Genomic DNA, 18,604 nt, shown 5'->3' on the forward strand with positions numbered 1-18,604 from the left:
ATCTCTATTCTTATCAACATCGTATTTGGGTAGAACTCACTCCAGAAGAGAAAAAAGTACTCAAGAATAATCGACTATTAGATCCTCAAGATCAAAATGCAACCACAAAGTATGAAACCGTAGAAGAGATGAGAACTCGTATTCGTGAATATAATCAACGCCCTACCGACCATGGTACATTACCAAGAAATTCACTGTTTCTTCGTCGCGTAGTCACTTATGATTTACCTATAGGTTATTGTGAAATAGGCAGAAGCCCAGAAAAGATGGATGAGTTAAGAAAATATGCGGATTGGCTAAGTGGCTTAGATATCTATATGGAAAAAGGTGAATTAGATTTACCAAAAATGCCAGATATCATCGAAAACCCGTTAAAGAAAAAATAACAATAAATGCTCAATATTCTAAATCTTAAAAATAAGAAGTCCGCTTGAATTTATTCAAACGGACTTCTTCTCTTATCAATACTTATTGATTACATTAAAGCGGATCCACTTTTAAGCAAGAGACTGCGTGGCGGAAGCTCCCTTCTAATAAAGGACGTGTTTTTGCACATTCTTCATCAGCCATCGGACAACGTGTACGGAATATACAGCCTGATGGTGGATTAATCGGAGAAGGTAATTCCCCCTCTAATAAATCAATATGCTTGTTACGCTCTTTATCGGGATCAGGAATAGGCACTGCTGACATCAGCGCTTTGGTATAAGGGTGTAATGGATGATGATAAACTTCATCATAAGTCCCTAATTCCACCGCGTGTCCTAAATACATCACCAACACACGATCGGAAATATGTTTTACCACTGCCAGATCATGCGCAATAAAGATCAAAGATAATCCCATCTCTTTTTGAATATCTTTCAGCAAGTTCACTACTTGAGCCTGAATTGATACGTCTAATGCTGAAACAGGTTCATCACAAATCACTAATTTTGGTTCTAAAATTAACGCACGCGCAATACCAATACGCTGACATTGCCCACCTGAGAATTCATGAGGATAACGGTTAATTAAGTTTGGCAATAATCCAACCCGCATCATCATTGCTTTCACTTTTTCAACCACCTGTGCCTGTTTCATTTTAGGGTGATAAGTTTTTAATGGTTCAGCAATGATATCGCCAATCGTCATTCTTGGGTTTAAGGAAGCCAGCGGATCTTGGAAAATCATCTGAATGTCTTGGCGAATATCTCGCCATTGCTTATTCCCCATTCCCAGTAAATCATTACCTAACCATGAGACAGTTCCACCAGAGGCTTTGACTAAACCAATAATGGCACGCGCAAACGTCGATTTACCACAACCAGATTCACCAACAACACCAAGGGTTTCGCCTTCATATAGGCGCAGTGTGACACCGTCGACAGCTTTTAGACTTTTTTTCGCTTTCCAAAACCACTGCTTATTATCTTGAACATCGAAATAAACCTTTAAGTCATTCACTTCAAGAATAACTTTTCTATCTTGTAATGTGGCCTGCGTCATACCAATTCCTCCACCGCTTTAAAACAGGCTCGTAATCGCCCTTGTGCAAATTGCGCTAATTCAGGCTCATTCGACAAACATTGCTCTGTTGCATACTGACAGCGTGGTTGGAATGGGCAACCTTTTGGTAAACGCAATAAGTTAGGAGGATTACCCGGAATGGTCGCTAGTCGCTCATCTTCACCGTCTAAACGCGGAACGGCTTGTAGCAAGCCAATAGAATAAGGGTGTGAGGGTTGATAGAAGATATCACGCGCTTTCCCGTACTCCATAGTACGCCCTGCATACATTACCAATACTTTATCGCAAATCCCTGCAACAACCCCTAAGTCATGGGTGATCATAATAATTGCAGTGTTTAAATCATTTTTAAGCTCATTTAACAGTGTCATGATTTGTGCTTGAACCGTCACATCAAGTGCTGTTGTTGGTTCATCTGCAATTAACAGTTTAGGCTTACACAGCAATGCCATTGCAATCATGACACGTTGACGCATCCCGCCTGAAAATTCATGAGGGTACATACTCATTCGTTTATGCGCTTCAGGCATTTTTACGGCATCTAACATACGCACAGATTCCGCATAAGCATCATTTTTACTCATGCCTTTATGTAGCATTAATACTTCAATCAGCTGCGCGCCCACTTTCATATAGGGATTTAATGAGGTCATTGGATCTTGAAATATCATGGATATTTCTTCAGCGCGCATTTTATTTAATTCACTTTGGCGAAGATTTAAGATCTCACGGCCATTAAAATTGGCACTACCTGCTGTACGGCCATTTTTCGCTAATAATCCCATCAATGCGAATGCTGTTTGCGATTTACCTGAACCCGATTCACCAACAATTCCTAAGGTTTCACCTGCTGATAATTCAAAGTTCAGCTTATTAACGGCAGTGACATCACCATCTGCGGTACCAAAAGTGACGCTGAGATCTTTAACACTTAATAACGACTTGTTTGTTGTATTTATCATTTTGTTCTCCTTAACGATCTTTCGGGTCTAATGCATCACGTAAGCCATCACCGATAAAGTTAAAACAAAACAGTGTGATAACTAAAAATGCAGCCGGGAAAAGTATCAACCAAGGAGAAACTTCCATTGAGTTTGCACCATCACTTAATAGTGCGCCCCAACTACTTAATGGTTCTTGTGTTCCTAAACCTAAGAAGCTTAAGAAGGATTCAAATAAAATCATACTAGGCACTAATAGAGAGGCATAAACCACCACCACGCCTAATACGTTAGGCACAATATGTCTTAACACAATATTGCGTGATGACACACCACAGACTAATGCCGCTTCAATAAATTCTTTGCGTTTTAGACTTAAGGTTTGTCCTCTTACAATACGCGCCATATCGAGCCAAGATACCATCCCAATCGCAACAAAAATCAGTAGGATATTTTGACCAAAAAATGTCACCAGTAAGATAACAAAGAACATAAATGGGAATGAGTTTAATATTTCGAGTAAGCGCATCATAATTGAATCAACACGCCCACCAATATAACCCGCCATTGCGCCATAAAGTGTGCCAACAATGACCGCAACAAAGGCTGCCGCAATACCAACCATTAATGAGATACGACCACCAATCGCAACCCGTACTAATAAGTCACGGCCTGATGAGTCAGTGCCAAAGTAGTGAGAAGAGGCAAAATCAGGTGCCATCGACATCATTTCCCAATCTGTATCGTCATAAACAAATGGCGATAACATTGGGGCAAAAATAACAAATAATAAAATAAAGAAAAGTAACACAAGACTCGTGATCGCAGCTTTATTGTGCATAAAACGACGACGAGCATCTTGCCATAAACTACGACCTTCAATATCTAGCTGCTCCGAGAAATTCCCCAGAGCTTCGCTGTTTTCCTTCAGTGATAACATAACGCGCTCCAGTGTCTATTAATAACGAATTTTCGGATCAATAACAGCATATAAAATATCGACAATTGCATTAAAGAAAATCGTTAATGCACCTACGATAATGGTCAAACTTAATACTAGTGAGTAATCTCGGTTTAAAGCGCCATTAACGAAAAGTTGTCCGATACCCGGCAATCCAAAGATGGTTTCAATCACCATTGAGCCCGTAATAATACCGACGAATGCAGGCCCCATATAAGAGATAACAGGTAGCAACGCAGGTTTTAAAGCATGACGCAGTACAATTCTTTTCATCGGCAAACCTTTCGCTTTTGCCGTTCTGATAAAGTTTGAGTGTAATACTTCAATCATTGAACTACGGGTAATACGCGAGATGCTAGCAATGTAAGAAAGTGATAATGCAATCATTGGCAACAACATATATTGCACCGCGCCACCATTCCAACCTCCAGCTGGTAACCACCTTAAGGTAATAGCGAAAATGAGCACTAACAGTGGTGCGACAACAAAACTCGGTATTACAACCCCCGTCATGGCAAAAGTCATGACGGTATAATCCCATTTGGTGTTCTGATTCAGTGCCGCTATCACGCCTGCCCCCACACCTAAAATTACGGCAAAAATAAATGCCGACAGCCCTAATTTAGCTGAAACAGGGAATGCTTTACCGACTAAGGTGTTTACACTGTAGTCTTTATATTTAAAAGAAGGCCCTAAATCCCCTTTCGATAACTGAATTAAATAATCGAAATATTGCTTATAAATGGGATCGTTTAAATGGTATTTCGCTTCAATATTTGCCATTACCTCAGGCGGGAGTTTTCTTTCACCCGTAAAAGGGCTACCCGGCGCTAAGCGCATCATAAAGAACGAAATCGTTATTAGAATAAATAGAGTCGGTATCGCTTCCAGAAAGCGACGAAAAATAAATTTGAGCATTGCCCGTTCCTATAACACAAACCTATTCAGGCGTGACGATAAAAAGACCTTGCCTTAAAAAGACAAGGCCTCGCCCGATTACTTAGCAATAATATACAAGTCTTTAGTATGTAAATTATCTAATGGATCTTTACCTGAATAACCCCCAACATAAGGTTTCACTAAGCGGGTGTTTACATAGTAGTAAAGTGGAACGATAGCCGAATCTTTATCTAATACACCTTCAGCTTTTTGATAAATAGCGGCACGTTCATCATCAGATTTCACACGTAAAGACTCTTTGATCAATGCGTCAAATTCTGTGTTTTTATAGTGAACAGTGTTGTTACTGCTGTAAGACAGCATCATGTTCAGGAATGAAGAAGGTTCATTATAATCTGCACACCAACCGGCACGAGCAACATCATAAGTTCCTTGGTGACGAGTATCTAAGAACGTCTTCCATTCTTGGTTTTCAAGAGATACATCTGCACCTAAGTTTTTCTTCCAAATTGAAGAGGCAGCAATGGCTACTTTTTTGTGAAGATCAGAAGTGTTGTACAGCAGTTTAAATTTCAGTGGATTGGCTTTGTTATAGCCCGCCTCTTCTAACAATTGACGTGCTTTTTCATTACGTTGTTCTTGAGTCCAAGTCGCAAACCACTCTGGTTTATTCTCTTTAATACCATCAGTAAATGGAGGGGTAAAGCCATAAGCTGGGATATCACCTTGGTTTTTTACTTTATAAGTGATGATATCTCTATCCATTGAAAGCTTAAGTGCTTCACGAACACGCGGATCGTTAAACGGTGCTTTCTCATTATTAATTTCATAATAATAAGTACATAAATATGGACTTATGCGCAATTCATCTGGGATCTCTTTTTTCAGTTTTTGGAAAAGTTCGATCGGTAAATTGCTATATGTCATGTCGATTTCACCCGCACGATAGCGGTTTACGTCGGTGACTTCTGATGAGATAGGTAGGAACGTAACTTTATCAATAACGGTACTTTTGTTATCCCAATATGTTGGGCTACGCTCTAAAACAATACGTTCGTTGACTGTCCAGTCTTTCAAATTATAAGCGCCGTTGCCGACGAAGTTAGCTGGCTGTGTCCATTTTTCGCCAAATTTTTCAATCACTTTTTGGTTAACTGGCGACATGGAGGAGTGAGCTAATAATTTTGGTAAATAAGGCACTGCTTCAGATAAAGTAATTTCTAATGTATTGTTATCTAATGCCTTAACACCTAATTCTGTGGCTTTTTTCTTACCCGCAATAATATCGTCGATATTCACGATATGTGCATATTGTAGATAGCTTTCATAAGGAGATGCAGTATTAGGATCAGCTAAACGTTGCCAGCTATAAACGAAATCTTGTGCTGTAACAGGCTCACCATTTGACCATTTAGCGCCTTCACGAATTTTGAATGTCCAAACGGTGAAGTCTTTATTTTCCCAGCTAGTTGCTGAACCTGGTAAAATTTCGCCATCTGGGCCAACTATTGTCACACCTTCGAAAAGATCACGAGCTAATGCAGATTCGGGCACACCTTCGATTTTATGAGGATCAAGCGATTGTGGTTCAGAACCATTATTACGTACAAGCACTTGTTTTTCAGCTAATTTCACCCCATCTGGAACAACCGCAGCGTTAGCTGTTAGCGCTGACAATCCAAAGATTGCGCTTATTGCAATCGCCAACGCACTCTTTTTAGTTAAATTACTCATCTTATAAAATACTCCCAGTTAGTGAGTTGGTTGTTAGACAACCATTCTGTGATGTTCAGTTGTGTTTTAGAACGGTTTACACAACTTATTGTTTTTACAAAAAATAAATCAAACTTACTTAATTGCCATCAGTGCTTAATTGCCTGATAACATTATAATTTTTTTATGCCGTTATCTTTTTTTGTGTAGCTTTTTTATTTTTTACTACCGTTAATGTCACTTTTAATCATTTAAATCGTACATAACTATAGAATACCGATAATTTACCAGTTTTAGTTATCTACCTTTATAAAATAGCGCTTTAAGTCCGTATAATCAAAGGGGTCTTTACCTGTAAATCCACCTACTTTTGGACTGACTAATCTAACACTGACGCGATAATAAACAGGTACTATCGCTGAATCCTTATCTAGCAAGGCTTCAGCACGTTGATAGAGTTGATGACGAGCACCATTATCGAGTGCAAGTAGTGCATTATTTAATGTGTCGTCATAGGCTTTATTTTCATAAAAGACCGTATTTAGGCTACTTTTAGAAAGAAATGAGTTTAAAAATGAAGTTGGTTCATTGTAATCTGCACACCATGTTGCTCTCGCAACTTGGTAATTGCCCTGATTACGATTTTCTAGCGCCGTTTTCCATTCTTGATTTTGTAACGTGACATTAGCGCCAATACTTTTCTTCCACATTGATGCGGCTGCAATAGCTTGCTGTTTATTTTGATCTGATGTGTTGTAAAGCAATGTAAAAGTCAGCGGATTTTTACTATCAAATCCGGCTTCTTTTAATAACTCTCGCGCCCTTTCATTACGTTGTTGTTGTGTCCAATATGCCCATTTAGGTGGCTTAAAATTACCATTACCAATAAAAGAGGGTGTAAAAGAATAAGCAGGGATTTGCCCTTGCCCCATTATTTTTTCGGCAATTACTTGCCTATCAAGTGTTAATTTCACAGCTTCCCGAACGCGGGCGTCATCAAAAGGGGCTTTTTTATTATTGAGTTCATAATAAAAGGTACATAGATAAGGTGTAACGTGTAAATTATCAGGCTGTTCTTGCTTCATTTTTTTATAAAGAACTGGAGGAATAGCGCTGTTAGTAATATCAATTTCACCACTACGATAACGGTTAATATCGCTAGTTTCTGAGCTAATTGGCAAAAATGTGGCTTGCTCTATAATGGTATTTTTATTATCCCAATAAAGTGGATTACGCTTTAAAGTCACTTTTTCATTCACAACCCAATTTTCAATAACATAAGCACCATTGCCAACAAAGTTTTCTGGGCGAGTCCAATTCACGCCATATTTTTCAACAATCTCTTTTTTAACGGGTTTCAACGGTGTGTGACTGACCATATCGATTAAATAAGGAATTGGTTTGGTTAAATTGACTTGCAAAGTGTGAGGATCTATCGCTTTCACACCTAATGTTTCAGGGGATTTTTTGCCACTAAGAATATCTGTAATATTTTCAACATAAGCATATTCGAGATAACTGGCATAAGGTGAACCGGTTTTAGGATCTACGACTCGACGCCAGCTATAAACAAAATCTTCAGCAGTAACTGGAGAACCATCACTCCATTTTGCATCTTCTCGCAAATAGAATGTCCACACCTTGTTATCATCTGTTTCCCAGCGTTGTGCAACGCCCGGCATACTTTCACCATTCGGTCCAACATAAGTCAGCCCTTCTAATAAATTTAAAATAATATTAGTTTCTGGTGCGCCTTCTACTTTATGCGGATCAAGAGATGAAACTTCAGTTCCGTTATTAATTACAATATTCTGTTGTTTTGCCAGAATAGTACCTTCAGGAAGAGTGACGGCATGAGAAAAAAAGGAGGTTAAGACAAGTGACATAATACTGAGTGGAAACACTGTTTTTAACGTAACTTTATTTTTCATGGGTACCTCTCCTAATAAACAATAATTTATAGCGGGGTCGCTCAATTAACGTTAGGTATCGTTGTTAAATTTTGATTGTAATATTTGTGGCTCTTAGATATTTGCTGATATTAACGAGATAAAAAATGATAACAACACCCTTCTTTTTTACACTTATCGTAAATTTTGTCAATTAATGCGGTATTCTTATCACTTAACTTTATTGAGCCCTCTAGCGTTCTATCTTGAGAAAATAAAAAATACATATCGAGAGAGGCAAAACAACAAATAAACATTAAATTAACATCATGCAAGTTTTATAGATAGAAAACCTACTTAGCTCACAAAATTAATATAATTAGGATGGGTTTTAACCGACTCGCAGAACTTTATGATGCTTCGTTTGTAAAGAATTTCTTTTTGAAATTAATTATAAATAACAATAAATTCATCTTTAGACTGAATAATAATTCTAATTTAAAAACATTTATAGATTATTAAATATTCACTTTTATTGTTTATTTTTAAAATTTAATCTAAATGTTTAATTGAAATAAAAATAAAAAATATTTTCATTTCCGTTTCTATGTATTAGATGAAAAAAACCTCTTACATATACATATGTAATATTAAAGAGGTTTTTTATTTTATAACGACACCTTCAAATTTTTTCAGCTAGTTAGCCGATTTTGATTGAAACCATTGTAGCTTCTCATTCAATTTGACGACTTCTCCCACAATAATCAGCGCTGGACTTTCCATTGTTTCTGCCATCTGTGCTAGTTGATGTAATTGCCCAACAATCACTTTTTGTGCTGTTAATGTTCCTTTTTCGATAATAGCAACAGGCATCGTCGCACACATGTTTTGACTGAGTAGCATTTGCTGAATGTAATGAGCTTTACTCAATCCCATGTAAAAAACCAATGTTTGATTCTTTTGCGCAATACATTGCCACTGAGCTTCATTTAACCCTTTACCATGTCCTGTAATAAAACGGACGCTTTGCGCATAATCTCGATGCGTTAAAGGAATACCTGCATAAGTTGTACAGCCTGATGCTGCCGTAATACCGGGGATCACTGAGAATGGAATACGGTGTTCAATTAAAGCTTCTAACTCTTCACTGCCTCGACCAAAAATAAAGGGATCACCTCCTTTTAATCTCACTACTCGTTTTCCTGCAGTAGCTTCTTTGATTAAAATTTGGTTGATCTCATCTTGAGGAACACAGTGAAAACCTGCTTGCTTACCAACATAAATACGTTGTGCATCTCTACGAACAAGAGCCATAATCTCATCAGACACTAATCTATCGTAAACTACGACATCAGCTTGCTGACACTGCTGTAAACCTTTAATCGTCATTAGCCCAGCATCACCCGGCCCTGCGCCGACTAAAACAACACTGCCTTGAGGTTGCTGATTTTCAGATAACAGTGCGCTAATACATTGCTGGATACCGTCGTCTCTTTGCGCTTCTATTTCGGCTTGTAATGATTTATCTGCAAAAAATTGCTCCCAAAAATAACGTCTAGCATTCATCGATGAAAAACGCTGTTTTATTTGCTCACGTAATTTTCCGGCAAGTTGTGCTAACGCACCTAAATAATTAGGGAGAAGTTGCTCAATTTTTTCTCGCAAAATTCGAGCGAGTACAGGTGCTTTTCCGCCCGATGAAATCGCCACCACAATAGGAGAGCGATCTATGACAGATGGCATAATAAAGCTGGCTTGCTCTGGTGAATCAACCACATTACAAAATATCTGTTTTTCTGTTGCTATTTGGAAAACCTGTTGATTCACTTGCTCGCTATTTGTCGCTGCAATAATAAGCCATTTACCAGACAGATGATCAGCCGTAAATAGCCCTGTGACACAGTTTAGTTTTTGCTCGGTGTGCCATTGCATAAACTGACTTGTAAACGAAGGAGCGATGACAGAAAGATCAGCGCCTGCCTCCATAAGCAATCTGGCTTTACGTTCAGCAATCTCACCGCCTCCCACTAATAAACAAGGTTTATCTTTAAGCTGACAGAATATTGGAAAGTAATCCATATTCATTCCCCTATTTATTGAGATGATCCATTACGGCTACGTACGCTAACGGTGTTACCTTCAACCTTGACATCAAAATGAGTGATCGAGAAATTCTTATCTTCAAGACAAAAACCATCCGTTAAACGAAAATGCTGTTTTTTTAGTGGACTAACGATATACAACTCGTTTTCATGTTCAGCAATTATTCCTCGAGATAGAACACTAGAATGTGCAAAGGGATCGATATTACTTAACGCATATAAACGCGCATCAGAATAAGGGCGAAATATGGCAACGTGATCTTGCTCCACCAGCGCACAAACACCCGTCCCCGGTGTAATATCATCTATTTGGCAAACCGCTATCCATTGGCTCATGATTGCGCCTCCTCAGTGACCAATTTGATATCAATACGTTCATGTAAACGTGCTGGACGATGTTGAAATCGTTCTTTTACCGTTTGCACTGTCGGATCAGGCATTGAATTATTAATAAAGTGGGCAAAACGTTTTAATGCTTTTGGAGAATCAACCGTTTCTTTCCATTCACAAGCAACCCGTTCTTGTAAGGCTTTCAGCTCTTTTTCTAACTGTGTGTTTAAGCCTAACTTGTCGTGAATAATGACATCACGTAAATATTCAATACCCCCTTCTAAATTATCTAGCCATACTGACGTTCGTTGTAACTTATCTGCCGTGCGAATATAAAACATCATAAAGCGGTCGATATAATGTACTAAGGTTTCTTCATCAAGATCCGATGCAAAGAGATCTCCGTGGCGTGGTTTCATGCCACCATTTCCACCGAAATAGAGGTTCCAGCCTTTGTCGGTGGCGATAATACCGACATCTTTGCCTTGTGCTTCAGAACATTCACGGGTACAGCCTGAGACACCAAATTTCATCTTATGAGGTGTTCTAATACCTTTATAACGATGCTCTAACGCAACCCCCAAACCAACACTGTCGCCAACACCAAAACGACACCAACTGCTACCTACACACGTTTTTACCATACGCAATGCTTTCGCGTAGGCATGGCCTGTCTCAAAACCGGCTGCAATTAATTTTTCCCAAATGGCAGGTAAATCCTGTTTGTGCGCACCGAACATTGCCATTCGTTGCGAGCCAGTAATTTTGGTATACAAATTGTATTCTTGAGCGATTTGCCCAATAGCGATAATACCAGTGGGGGTAATTTCACCACCAGGAGAGCGAGGAATAATGGAATAAGTCCCATCTTTTTGCATATTCGCGAGAAAGTTATCGTTAGTATCTTGCAAAGAAACTAAATCATCACGCAAGATATACTCATTCCAACATGAGGCAAACAATGAACCCACTGTAGGTTTACACACTTCACAACCATAGCCTTGGCCATGTTTTTTCAGCAGCTCATCAAAACTTTTTAGTCCTTCTACACGAATAAGATGATAAAGCTCTTGGCGAGAATAGTGGAAATGTTCACAAAGATGGTGATTAACTTCAATACCTTGTTTGGCTAATTCTGCATTTAAGACTTGAGTCACAAGAGGAATACAACCACCACACCCTGTACCTGCTTTAGTTTCCGCTTTAATGGCAGCAACTGTATGACAACCTCGTTCAATTGCTTGAATAATGTCGCCTTTTGTAACGTCAAAACAAGAGCAGATTTGCGCTGTTTCAGGTAAGGAATCAACTCCGATTGCAGGTTTACTTCCTGCATGTGCTGGTAAAATTAAGCTATCTGGGTGTTCTGGTAATTCAATAGTATTGAGTGACAACTGTAGAAGATTGCCATAATCTTCAGTATCTCCCACTAATACCGCCCCTAATAAGTATTTATTATCTTCACTCACGATCAGGCGTTTATAAATTTCTTTGCCTTCGTCCAAATAAATATAGCTACGACACCCTGCTTGTTGCCCATGAGCATCACCAATACCGCCAACATCGACACCGAGAAGTTTTAATTTTGCACTTAAATCGGCTCCTTGAAAGACAGAGTGATGACCTAATAAATTATCAACGGCAACTTGTGCCATTTTGTAGCCCGGCGCTACTAAACCGAAGGTTTTATTTTGCCAAGATGCACATTCACCAATGGCATAAATATCAGGATCTGTTGTTTGGCAGTAATCATTAATAACAATGCCTCCTCTTGGGGCAATGTCTAAATCACATTGACGAGCCAGTTTATCTTTCGGACGAATACCTGTGGAAAACACAATAAAATCAACTTCAAGAGAAGTACCATCGGCAAATTGCAGTGTTTTTCGTGCACTTTCGCCTGTCGATAATATTTCTTGTGTGTTTTTAGAGGTATGCACTTTTACCCCCATACGCTCTATTTTTCGCTTAAGTTGCTCCCCACCTAATGTATCAAGTTGTTCCGCCATTAAGGTTGGTGCAAATTCAATAACATGAGTTTCGATACCTAAACTTTTTAGCGCACCAGCGGCTTCTAAACCTAAAAGTCCTCCACCAATTACTGCGCCTTTACGACTAATGCGTGCGCAAGATCCGATAGCATTTAAATCTTCAATAGTTCGATAGACAAAGCAATCCGGTGAGTTATTTCCCTTAATTGGAGGAACCCACGGATAAGAGCCAGTTGCCATCACTAACTTATCGTAACTAACACAACGCCCTGTATTGGTGTGTACCACTTTTTCTTCACGATTGATGGTTATTACTCGTTCACCAATTAATACTTCTATTTGGTGTTTCTCATAATATCCTTGTTTAACTAAAGAGAGCTCTTCAGCAGTGTGATGAGAAAAATAAGAGGAGAGATGGACTCTATCATATGCAACGCGAGGTCCTTCACAAAAGACGACAATATCAAATTCTTCATTGCCACCTTTATCAATCAGCTTTTCGATATAACGGTGTCCCACCATACCATTACCGATGATTGCGAGTGTTTTCTTGCTCATTTTTGCCTCAGATTTAAAGATTTCTAAGGCTAAAATACGAAACCACTCATAAGGAATATTGATGAATATCAAATATAGCTTAATCAATTCAGCTACTACAACTTAATAGTCAACGAGTTACTACTAAAGGAGTATTTAATTCTCATCTTCTTGCGGTTAATTATTCTTCTACCATAATTAATCTTGGTTGCTTATAACCAAGCGTTATATGTAAGCGTAATTAAAACTTTGCGCATCGGTCACGTTTTGCCTAAGTTAATTTCACAAAGTAATAATAATTAGAGCGTGTTAACCTTTTTTGCTTATTTTTACAGCAAGAAAACCGAGTAAAGCAAACGACTCAACGAGTATGGACATTGATTGCCATTAACAATGTCCACTTAAGATAAAAACAAGTGTTGAAAGCTGCCTTACAGGTTCGATTAAAAGACGTTTTACTCATTTTATTCTGCGTTGATAAACACTAGCTTAGTTCACTAGGCTAGTGTTTATCGCCTTGCCTAAAATGCTTTTAATTCGAATAAAAATTGACCATAAAAGGCTAACACGCTCTAATAAGTTATTGACATAACGACTTTAGCTACACCGTTTCAGGGAGCGTCTCATGAAAGCAAAATTATTATCATTATTCGTTGTGGGTGCCCTTTCCGTACCAGCATTTGCAGCAACACCCGCGAATACATTAATTGTGGTACAAGGGCTTGATGATATTGTCAGCCTTGATCCCGCCGAAAGTAATGAACTGTCTAGTATTCAAACTGTACCTAGCTTATATCAGCGTATTGTTCAACCTAATCGTGATAATCCTGAGATTAATGAACCGATTTTAGTTGAAAGCTGGCAAGCCAATCCTGAACAAAAATCTATCGTATTTAAAATTAAACCTGATGCAAAATTTGCATCTGGTAACACCGTTCGCCCTGAAGATATTATCTTCTCTTATCAGCGTGCGATCACCATGAATAAATCACCTGCCTTTATTTTAAATGTCTTAGGTTGGAAAACAGATAACATTAATTCACTGCTGAAAAAAGTCAGTGATAATGAATTAGAAGTGCGTTGGACCGCCGATGTTAGCCCTGATGTTGTGCTAAATATCCTCTCAACCCCGATTGCTTCTATCGTTGATGAAAAGCTGGTTTCTGCTCATATTAAAAATAATGACTTTGGAAATAGCTGGCTGAAAATGAACTCAGCAGGAAGTGGCGCATACAAAATGCGTGCTTATCAACCTCGTCAAGCGATTGTGTTAGAAGCTAACCCTCTCTCACCAACTGGCGCGCCTAAAATGGCGAATATCATTATTAAAAACGTACCTGATCCAGCATCACGTCGTTTACTGATTGAGAAAGGCGATGCAGATATCGCACGCGAACTGGGTACTGACCAAACCGCGGCACTGGCTGGCAAAGCCGGTATTCAAATCTTAGATATTCCTTCCGCAGAACAAGTTTATATGGCTTTTAATACCGCCAGCGGAAACCCTGCACTTAGTAACCCCGCATTTTGGGAAGCGTCTCGTTATTTAGTTGACTACAAAGGCATTACTGAAGATCTAATGCGTGGTCAGTATTTTATTCACCAAAGCTTTTTGCCAGTAGGTTTACCGGGTGCATTAAAAAATAATCCATTCACCTTTGATCCCGAAAAAGCGAAGGCAATTTTAGCCAAAGCAGGCATTACCAATGCTCGCTTTACATTGGATGTTGAGAACAAAGTTCCTTACATTACGGTGGCGCAATCCATTCAGGCAAGCTTTGCTCAAGCAGGTGTACAAGTTGATTTATTACCAGCGGCAGGTAGCCAGGTGTATAGCCGCGTACGCGCTAAACAACACCAAGCTGCGATCCGTTTTTGGATCCCAGACTATTTTGATGCGCATTCAAATGCGAGTGCCTTTGCTTATAACGATGGACAATCCAATACTGTTGCTTGGTTAAATGGTTGGAAAATCCCTGAACTAAGCCAACAAACATTGGCTGCACTAAATGAAGCAGACAAAACAAAACGTCAATCACTCTATACTGAAATGCAAAGAGAGTTACAACGTAGTTCACCTTATGTGTTTATCGACCAAGGTAAAAACCAAATCGTTATGCGCGATAATGTTAAAGATTATGCCCAAGGCCTAAATGCAGATATGGTTTATTATGACAAAGTAACTAAGTAATATTTTTCCTGAAACCATCCACAGTCATGCTATTGTGGATGGTCTATTTTTTGCCATTTCACTAGGCTATTGCTGTATGAATACTGCTATGACGTTACCTATTCGTCTAAAAGGTCAGTTAATTACTTTTGCTCAAGGAATATTGACATTAGTACTCACGATTTTTGGACTTCTTGCAATTACTTTCACGCTTTCTGCTCTTTCCCCTGTTGATCCTGTTCTGCAAATTGTTGGTGATCATGCGAGCCTCGAAACCTATAACCAAGTCAAACATGAATTGGGGCTGGATTTACCTCTCTATATGCAGTTTTTTCACTATGTAGAAGCGTTATTACAAGGGCATTTGGGAACAGCGACATCAACGGGTCAACCCGTTCTTGATGATTTATTGTCGACTTTCCCCGCCACTCTAGAGTTAGCAACAGTTGCATTGATTATTGGTACCAGTTTAGGCATTTTATTTGGTGTATTATGTGCTCGTTTTGTCGGTACACCTCTCGATTTTGTTTTACGCATTTTGACACTATTAGGTAGCTCTGTTCCTATTTTCTGGCTAGGTTTAATTTTGTTATTAATTTTCTATGCCACACTGCAATGGACAGCAGGCCCTGGACGATTAGACGATATTTATCAATTTACGATTGAACCTGTAACAGGCTTTGCGTTAATCGATACCTTATTAGCGGGTGATAAAGATGCCTTTTTTAACGCGCTATCACACCTTATTTTGCCCGTTTCTCTGTTAGCTTATTTTGCCCTTGCCTCTATTACTCGTTTAACTCGTTCTGCCTGTTTAAACGAAATGAATAAAGAGTACGTCACCTTAGCAAGAGCAAAAGGTATTGGTGAGTTACGTATTCTTTTTTATCACGTATTACCTAATATTCGTGGTGTATTACTGACCATAATCGCCCTGTCTTATACTGGTATGTTAGAAGGTGCGGTATTAACAGAAACGGTCTTTTCTTGGCCGGGAATTGGTCGATATCTTACAACTGCACTTTTTGCGGGTGATACCACAGCCATTATGGGCGGTACTTTAATTATCGGTTTATGCTTTGTCTTTATTAATAATATGACCGATATCGTTATTCGTTTGACTGATCCGAGGCTCCGCTAATGTCACCTTCATTTTTAAGAAAAATAGCGCGTTCGCCTTCCGCATTTATCGGTTTATCGTTGCTTATTTTACTGTTGATTATTGCTATTTTTGCACCTTGGTTAGCCCCTTACGATCCAAATTGGCAACATGCAGCCCAACGCTTATTAGCACCCAACGCTGAACACTGGTTAGGTACAGATAATTATGGGCGAGATATCCTTTCCCGTATTATTTATGGCACACGCCCAATGCTAGGTTTGGTGGGATTGGTGGCTATTATCACCTTACCATTAGGGTTGTTGATCGGGATTTTATCGGGTTATTACGGTGGATGGACTGAACGTATTTTAATGCGATTCACTGACGTTGTGATGTCAATGCCTTCATTGATCCTAGCTTTTGCCTTTGTAGCAATGTTAGGTCCTGGCCTTCTTAATGGAGCATTAGCACTGGCTTTAACAGCATGGCCTGCTTATGCACGACAATCTCGCAGTGAAATTCAACATTTGCGCAATAGTGATTACCTTGCAGCGGCTGAGATGATGGGTATAAAAGGTGTTCGACTTTTATGGGGACATATTTTACCTCTATGCTTACCATCAGCCATTGTGCGTTTAGCCCTTAATTTGGCGGTGATTATTCTTGCTGCCGCAGGTCTGGGTTTTCTTGGATTAGGTGCTCGCCCTCCTATGGCTGAATGGGGAGCAATGATAGCAGAAGGTATGCCCGTTATTTTTGACCAATGGTGGGTAGCCGCTATTCCGGGTACAACAATTTTGATCAGTAGTCTCGCCTTTAATTTATTAGGTGATGGGCTTCGGGATATATTGGGAGATACCCATGAATAAAACACCTTTAATTGAAGTGAAAAAACTCTGCATAGATTATCCAACGGCAAGAGTGGTTAATAACGTCTCTTTCACTTTAGGCCAAGAGCGTTTGGCCGTGGTGGGTGAATCAGGCTCTGGAAAATCAATGACAGCCCGCGCATTAATGGGACTTGTACGTCAACCAGGAAAAGTTAGCGCAGTGCAACTCAATTTAATGGGAAATAATCTATTGAATTTTTCATCGCGCCAATGGAATAACACTCGAGGTAATACTATTTCGATGGTATTGCAAGATCCCCGTTACGCATTAAATCCAGTAAAAACCATTTATCAGCAAGTGGAAGAAACAGTAAAACGCCATCAAACACTTTCACGCCAAGATAGGCGTCAATTGATTATCGAAATGCTGTTGTCTGTTGGCTTTCCTGAGCAGAGTATTTACCGCTATCCCGGTGAATTGTCAGGAGGAATGGGACAACGGGCAATGATTGCTATTGCACTAATTAATAACCCAACAATTTTAATTGCCGATGAACCAACATCAGCCCTTGATGCCCAATTACGCCATCAAATTCTTGAACTGATTACCACTCAATGTGAGCTGCGTAAGATGGGTCTACTACTCATTAGCCATGATTTGCCTCTCGTTGCTGAATACTGTGAACGTGTCATGGTGATGTACCAAGGCGAACAAGTGGATGAACTCAATGCGAAAGCATTACCGACAGCCACACATCCTTATACGCGTACACTTTGGACATGTAGACCTAATGCAAGCACTTATGGCACGCAATTGCCAGTATTAGATAGGACGCTTAATTTCAAGGGGCAGCATCATGCTAATTGATATTCATGATTTACATGTTCAATTTGAGCAAGGCAAACAAGCAAAGCATGTTGTAAAAGGGATCAACTTACATGTCCAACAAGGTGAAACCTTTAGCTTGATAGGTCGTTCTGGTTGTGGAAAATCGACTGTTTTACGTGTCATTGCTGGATTATTGCCCCATTGGCAAGGTGACATGTCACTTTTAGGGCAAACCATTAAACCACAACAACGTTTTCAAGGCGCATTGCGCCGTAATGTGCAGATGGTATTTCAAGATCCCTATGCCTCTTTACATCCCCAACACCGTATTGAGCGTGCTTTTTCTGAGCCTTTGAAAATTCATCAAATTTCTTTTGATAACAGCACAATTGAACAGGCATTAGCTCAAGTCGGCTTATCTGCGGATGTGGCAAGTCGTTATCCTCATCAACTCTCTGGTGGGCAACGCCAACGAGTTGCCATTGCAAGAGCCCTTTTGCTACAACCTCAATTGTTATTATTAGATGAACCAACTTCAGCATTGGATATGTCAGTACAAGCCGAGATCTTAAATCTGCTTAATACTCTAAAAAAACAGCATAATATGACTTATTTATTAGTGAGTCATGATGCCGATGTGATTGCTCATATGTCTGATAGAGCCGCATTAATGGAAAATGGCGAATTGACTCAACACTATGATAGAGATGCGTTATCAAAAGGAATTCATCGTCTTGATTAACATAGAAGAAGTGATGCAATAAAAAATCGCAGTATTCAAAAAATACTGCGATTTTTAA

Annotated in this window: 15 protein-coding genes; 6 read left to right on the forward strand and 9 right to left on the reverse strand. The window is 39.3% G+C overall.

Translation table 11 applies throughout. The annotated features are described in order from the left end of the window. Positions 1 to 128: 128 nt before the first annotated feature. Positions 129 to 386: a hypothetical protein gene (locus LW139_RS11800; RefSeq protein WP_247849987.1), complete on the forward strand. Its 258-nt coding sequence runs from the start codon at positions 129 to 131 to the stop codon at positions 384 to 386. Between the two features lie 94 nt (positions 387 to 480). On the opposite strand, the gene oppF is transcribed toward LW139_RS11800, so the two are convergent. The 9 genes from oppF to nirB form a co-directional block, all read right to left on the reverse strand. Further along, the gene (gene oppF, locus LW139_RS11805; RefSeq protein ID WP_036936438.1) at positions 481 to 1,488 is read right to left on the reverse strand and encodes a murein tripeptide/oligopeptide ABC transporter ATP binding protein OppF; all 1,008 of its coding nucleotides are present in this window, start codon (positions 1,486 to 1,488) and stop codon (positions 481 to 483) included. Further along, a complete protein-coding gene (locus LW139_RS11810) occupies positions 1,485 to 2,471 on the reverse strand; it encodes an ABC transporter ATP-binding protein (RefSeq protein ID WP_166540493.1) in 987 nt (328 codons plus the stop codon). Before LW139_RS11810 ends, oppF begins: the two co-directional genes overlap by 4 nt. 10 nt (positions 2,472 to 2,481) lie before the next feature. Continuing rightward, positions 2,482 to 3,390, reverse strand: a complete 909-nt coding sequence (gene oppC, locus LW139_RS11815; RefSeq protein WP_166540494.1) for an oligopeptide ABC transporter permease OppC — start codon at positions 3,388 to 3,390, stop codon at positions 2,482 to 2,484. Positions 3,391 to 3,408: 18 nt separating this feature from the next. Further along, a complete protein-coding gene (gene oppB, locus LW139_RS11820; protein ID WP_023581988.1) occupies positions 3,409 to 4,329 on the reverse strand; it encodes an oligopeptide ABC transporter permease OppB in 921 nt (306 codons plus the stop codon). 78 nt (positions 4,330 to 4,407) lie between these two features. Beyond that, on the reverse strand, positions 4,408 to 6,045 hold the full coding sequence (gene oppA / locus LW139_RS11825) for an oligopeptide ABC transporter substrate-binding protein OppA (RefSeq protein WP_227335393.1): 1,638 nt from the start codon (positions 6,043 to 6,045) through the stop codon (positions 4,408 to 4,410). A gap of 272 nt (positions 6,046 to 6,317) precedes the next feature. Continuing rightward, entirely contained in the window at positions 6,318 to 7,955 is a 1,638-nt protein-coding gene (locus LW139_RS11830; RefSeq protein WP_227335394.1) for an ABC transporter substrate-binding protein, read from the reverse strand. Between the two features lie 654 nt (positions 7,956 to 8,609). Next, on the reverse strand, positions 8,610 to 9,992 hold the full coding sequence (cysG, locus tag LW139_RS11835) for a siroheme synthase CysG (RefSeq protein WP_247849988.1): 1,383 nt from the start codon (positions 9,990 to 9,992) through the stop codon (positions 8,610 to 8,612). A 14-nt stretch (positions 9,993 to 10,006) separates the two neighbouring features. Next, the gene (nirD, locus tag LW139_RS11840; protein ID WP_247849989.1) at positions 10,007 to 10,351 is read right to left on the reverse strand and encodes a nitrite reductase small subunit NirD; all 345 of its coding nucleotides are present in this window, start codon (positions 10,349 to 10,351) and stop codon (positions 10,007 to 10,009) included. Beyond that, positions 10,348 to 12,894 carry a nitrite reductase large subunit NirB gene (nirB, locus tag LW139_RS11845; protein ID WP_247849990.1) on the reverse strand — a complete coding sequence of 849 codons (2,547 nt, stop codon included), beginning with the start codon at positions 12,892 to 12,894 and terminating at the stop codon, positions 10,348 to 10,350. Before nirB ends, nirD begins: the two co-directional genes overlap by 4 nt. 604 nt (positions 12,895 to 13,498) lie before the next feature. Here nirB and LW139_RS11850 point away from each other — a divergent pair. The 5 genes from LW139_RS11850 to LW139_RS11870 all read left to right on the forward strand — a co-directional run bounded on the left by LW139_RS11850 (position 13,499) and on the right by LW139_RS11870 (position 18,546). Continuing rightward, on the forward strand, positions 13,499 to 15,064 hold the full coding sequence (locus tag LW139_RS11850) for an ABC transporter substrate-binding protein (protein ID WP_247849991.1): 1,566 nt from the start codon (positions 13,499 to 13,501) through the stop codon (positions 15,062 to 15,064). A 76-nt stretch (positions 15,065 to 15,140) separates the two neighbouring features. After that, positions 15,141 to 16,184 carry an ABC transporter permease gene (locus tag LW139_RS11855; protein ID WP_247849992.1) on the forward strand — a complete coding sequence of 348 codons (1,044 nt, stop codon included), beginning with the start codon at positions 15,141 to 15,143 and terminating at the stop codon, positions 16,182 to 16,184. After that, complete coding sequence (locus LW139_RS11860) at positions 16,184 to 17,014, forward strand: ABC transporter permease (RefSeq protein ID WP_247849993.1); 831 nt, start codon at positions 16,184 to 16,186, stop codon at positions 17,012 to 17,014. Before LW139_RS11855 ends, LW139_RS11860 begins: the two co-directional genes overlap by 1 nt. Beyond that, positions 17,007 to 17,843, forward strand: a complete 837-nt coding sequence (locus LW139_RS11865; RefSeq protein WP_247849994.1) for an ABC transporter ATP-binding protein — start codon at positions 17,007 to 17,009, stop codon at positions 17,841 to 17,843. Before LW139_RS11860 ends, LW139_RS11865 begins: the two co-directional genes overlap by 8 nt. After that, on the forward strand, positions 17,833 to 18,546 hold the full coding sequence (locus LW139_RS11870) for an ABC transporter ATP-binding protein (protein ID WP_166540502.1): 714 nt from the start codon (positions 17,833 to 17,835) through the stop codon (positions 18,544 to 18,546). Before LW139_RS11865 ends, LW139_RS11870 begins: the two co-directional genes overlap by 11 nt. Positions 18,547 to 18,604: the final 58 nt, after the last annotated feature.

The organism is Proteus vulgaris (assembly GCF_023100685.1).
Lineage (GTDB): Bacteria > Pseudomonadota > Gammaproteobacteria > Enterobacterales > Enterobacteriaceae > Proteus.

Coding starts and splice junctions, on each gene's coding strand:
- LW139_RS11800 (WP_247849987.1), top strand. CDS start 129: ATGAGAACTCGTATTCGTGAATATAATCAACGCCCTACCGACCATGGT.
- oppF (WP_036936438.1), bottom strand. CDS start 1,488: ATGACGCAGGCCACATTACAAGATAGAAAAGTTATTCTTGAAGTGAAT.
- LW139_RS11810 (WP_166540493.1), bottom strand. CDS start 2,471: ATGATAAATACAACAAACAAGTCGTTATTAAGTGTTAAAGATCTCAGC.
- oppC (WP_166540494.1), bottom strand. CDS start 3,390: ATGTTATCACTGAAGGAAAACAGCGAAGCTCTGGGGAATTTCTCGGAG.
- oppB (WP_023581988.1), bottom strand. CDS start 4,329: ATGCTCAAATTTATTTTTCGTCGCTTTCTGGAAGCGATACCGACTCTA.
- oppA (WP_227335393.1), bottom strand. CDS start 6,045: ATGAGTAATTTAACTAAAAAGAGTGCGTTGGCGATTGCAATAAGCGCA.
- LW139_RS11830 (WP_227335394.1), bottom strand. CDS start 7,955: ATGAAAAATAAAGTTACGTTAAAAACAGTGTTTCCACTCAGTATTATG.
- cysG (WP_247849988.1), bottom strand. CDS start 9,992: ATGGATTACTTTCCAATATTCTGTCAGCTTAAAGATAAACCTTGTTTA.
- nirD (WP_247849989.1), bottom strand. CDS start 10,351: ATGAGCCAATGGATAGCGGTTTGCCAAATAGATGATATTACACCGGGG.
- nirB (WP_247849990.1), bottom strand. CDS start 12,894: ATGAGCAAGAAAACACTCGCAATCATCGGTAATGGTATGGTGGGACAC.
- LW139_RS11850 (WP_247849991.1), top strand. CDS start 13,499: ATGAAAGCAAAATTATTATCATTATTCGTTGTGGGTGCCCTTTCCGTA.
- LW139_RS11855 (WP_247849992.1), top strand. CDS start 15,141: ATGAATACTGCTATGACGTTACCTATTCGTCTAAAAGGTCAGTTAATT.
- LW139_RS11860 (WP_247849993.1), top strand. CDS start 16,184: ATGTCACCTTCATTTTTAAGAAAAATAGCGCGTTCGCCTTCCGCATTT.
- LW139_RS11865 (WP_247849994.1), top strand. CDS start 17,007: ATGAATAAAACACCTTTAATTGAAGTGAAAAAACTCTGCATAGATTAT.
- LW139_RS11870 (WP_166540502.1), top strand. CDS start 17,833: ATGCTAATTGATATTCATGATTTACATGTTCAATTTGAGCAAGGCAAA.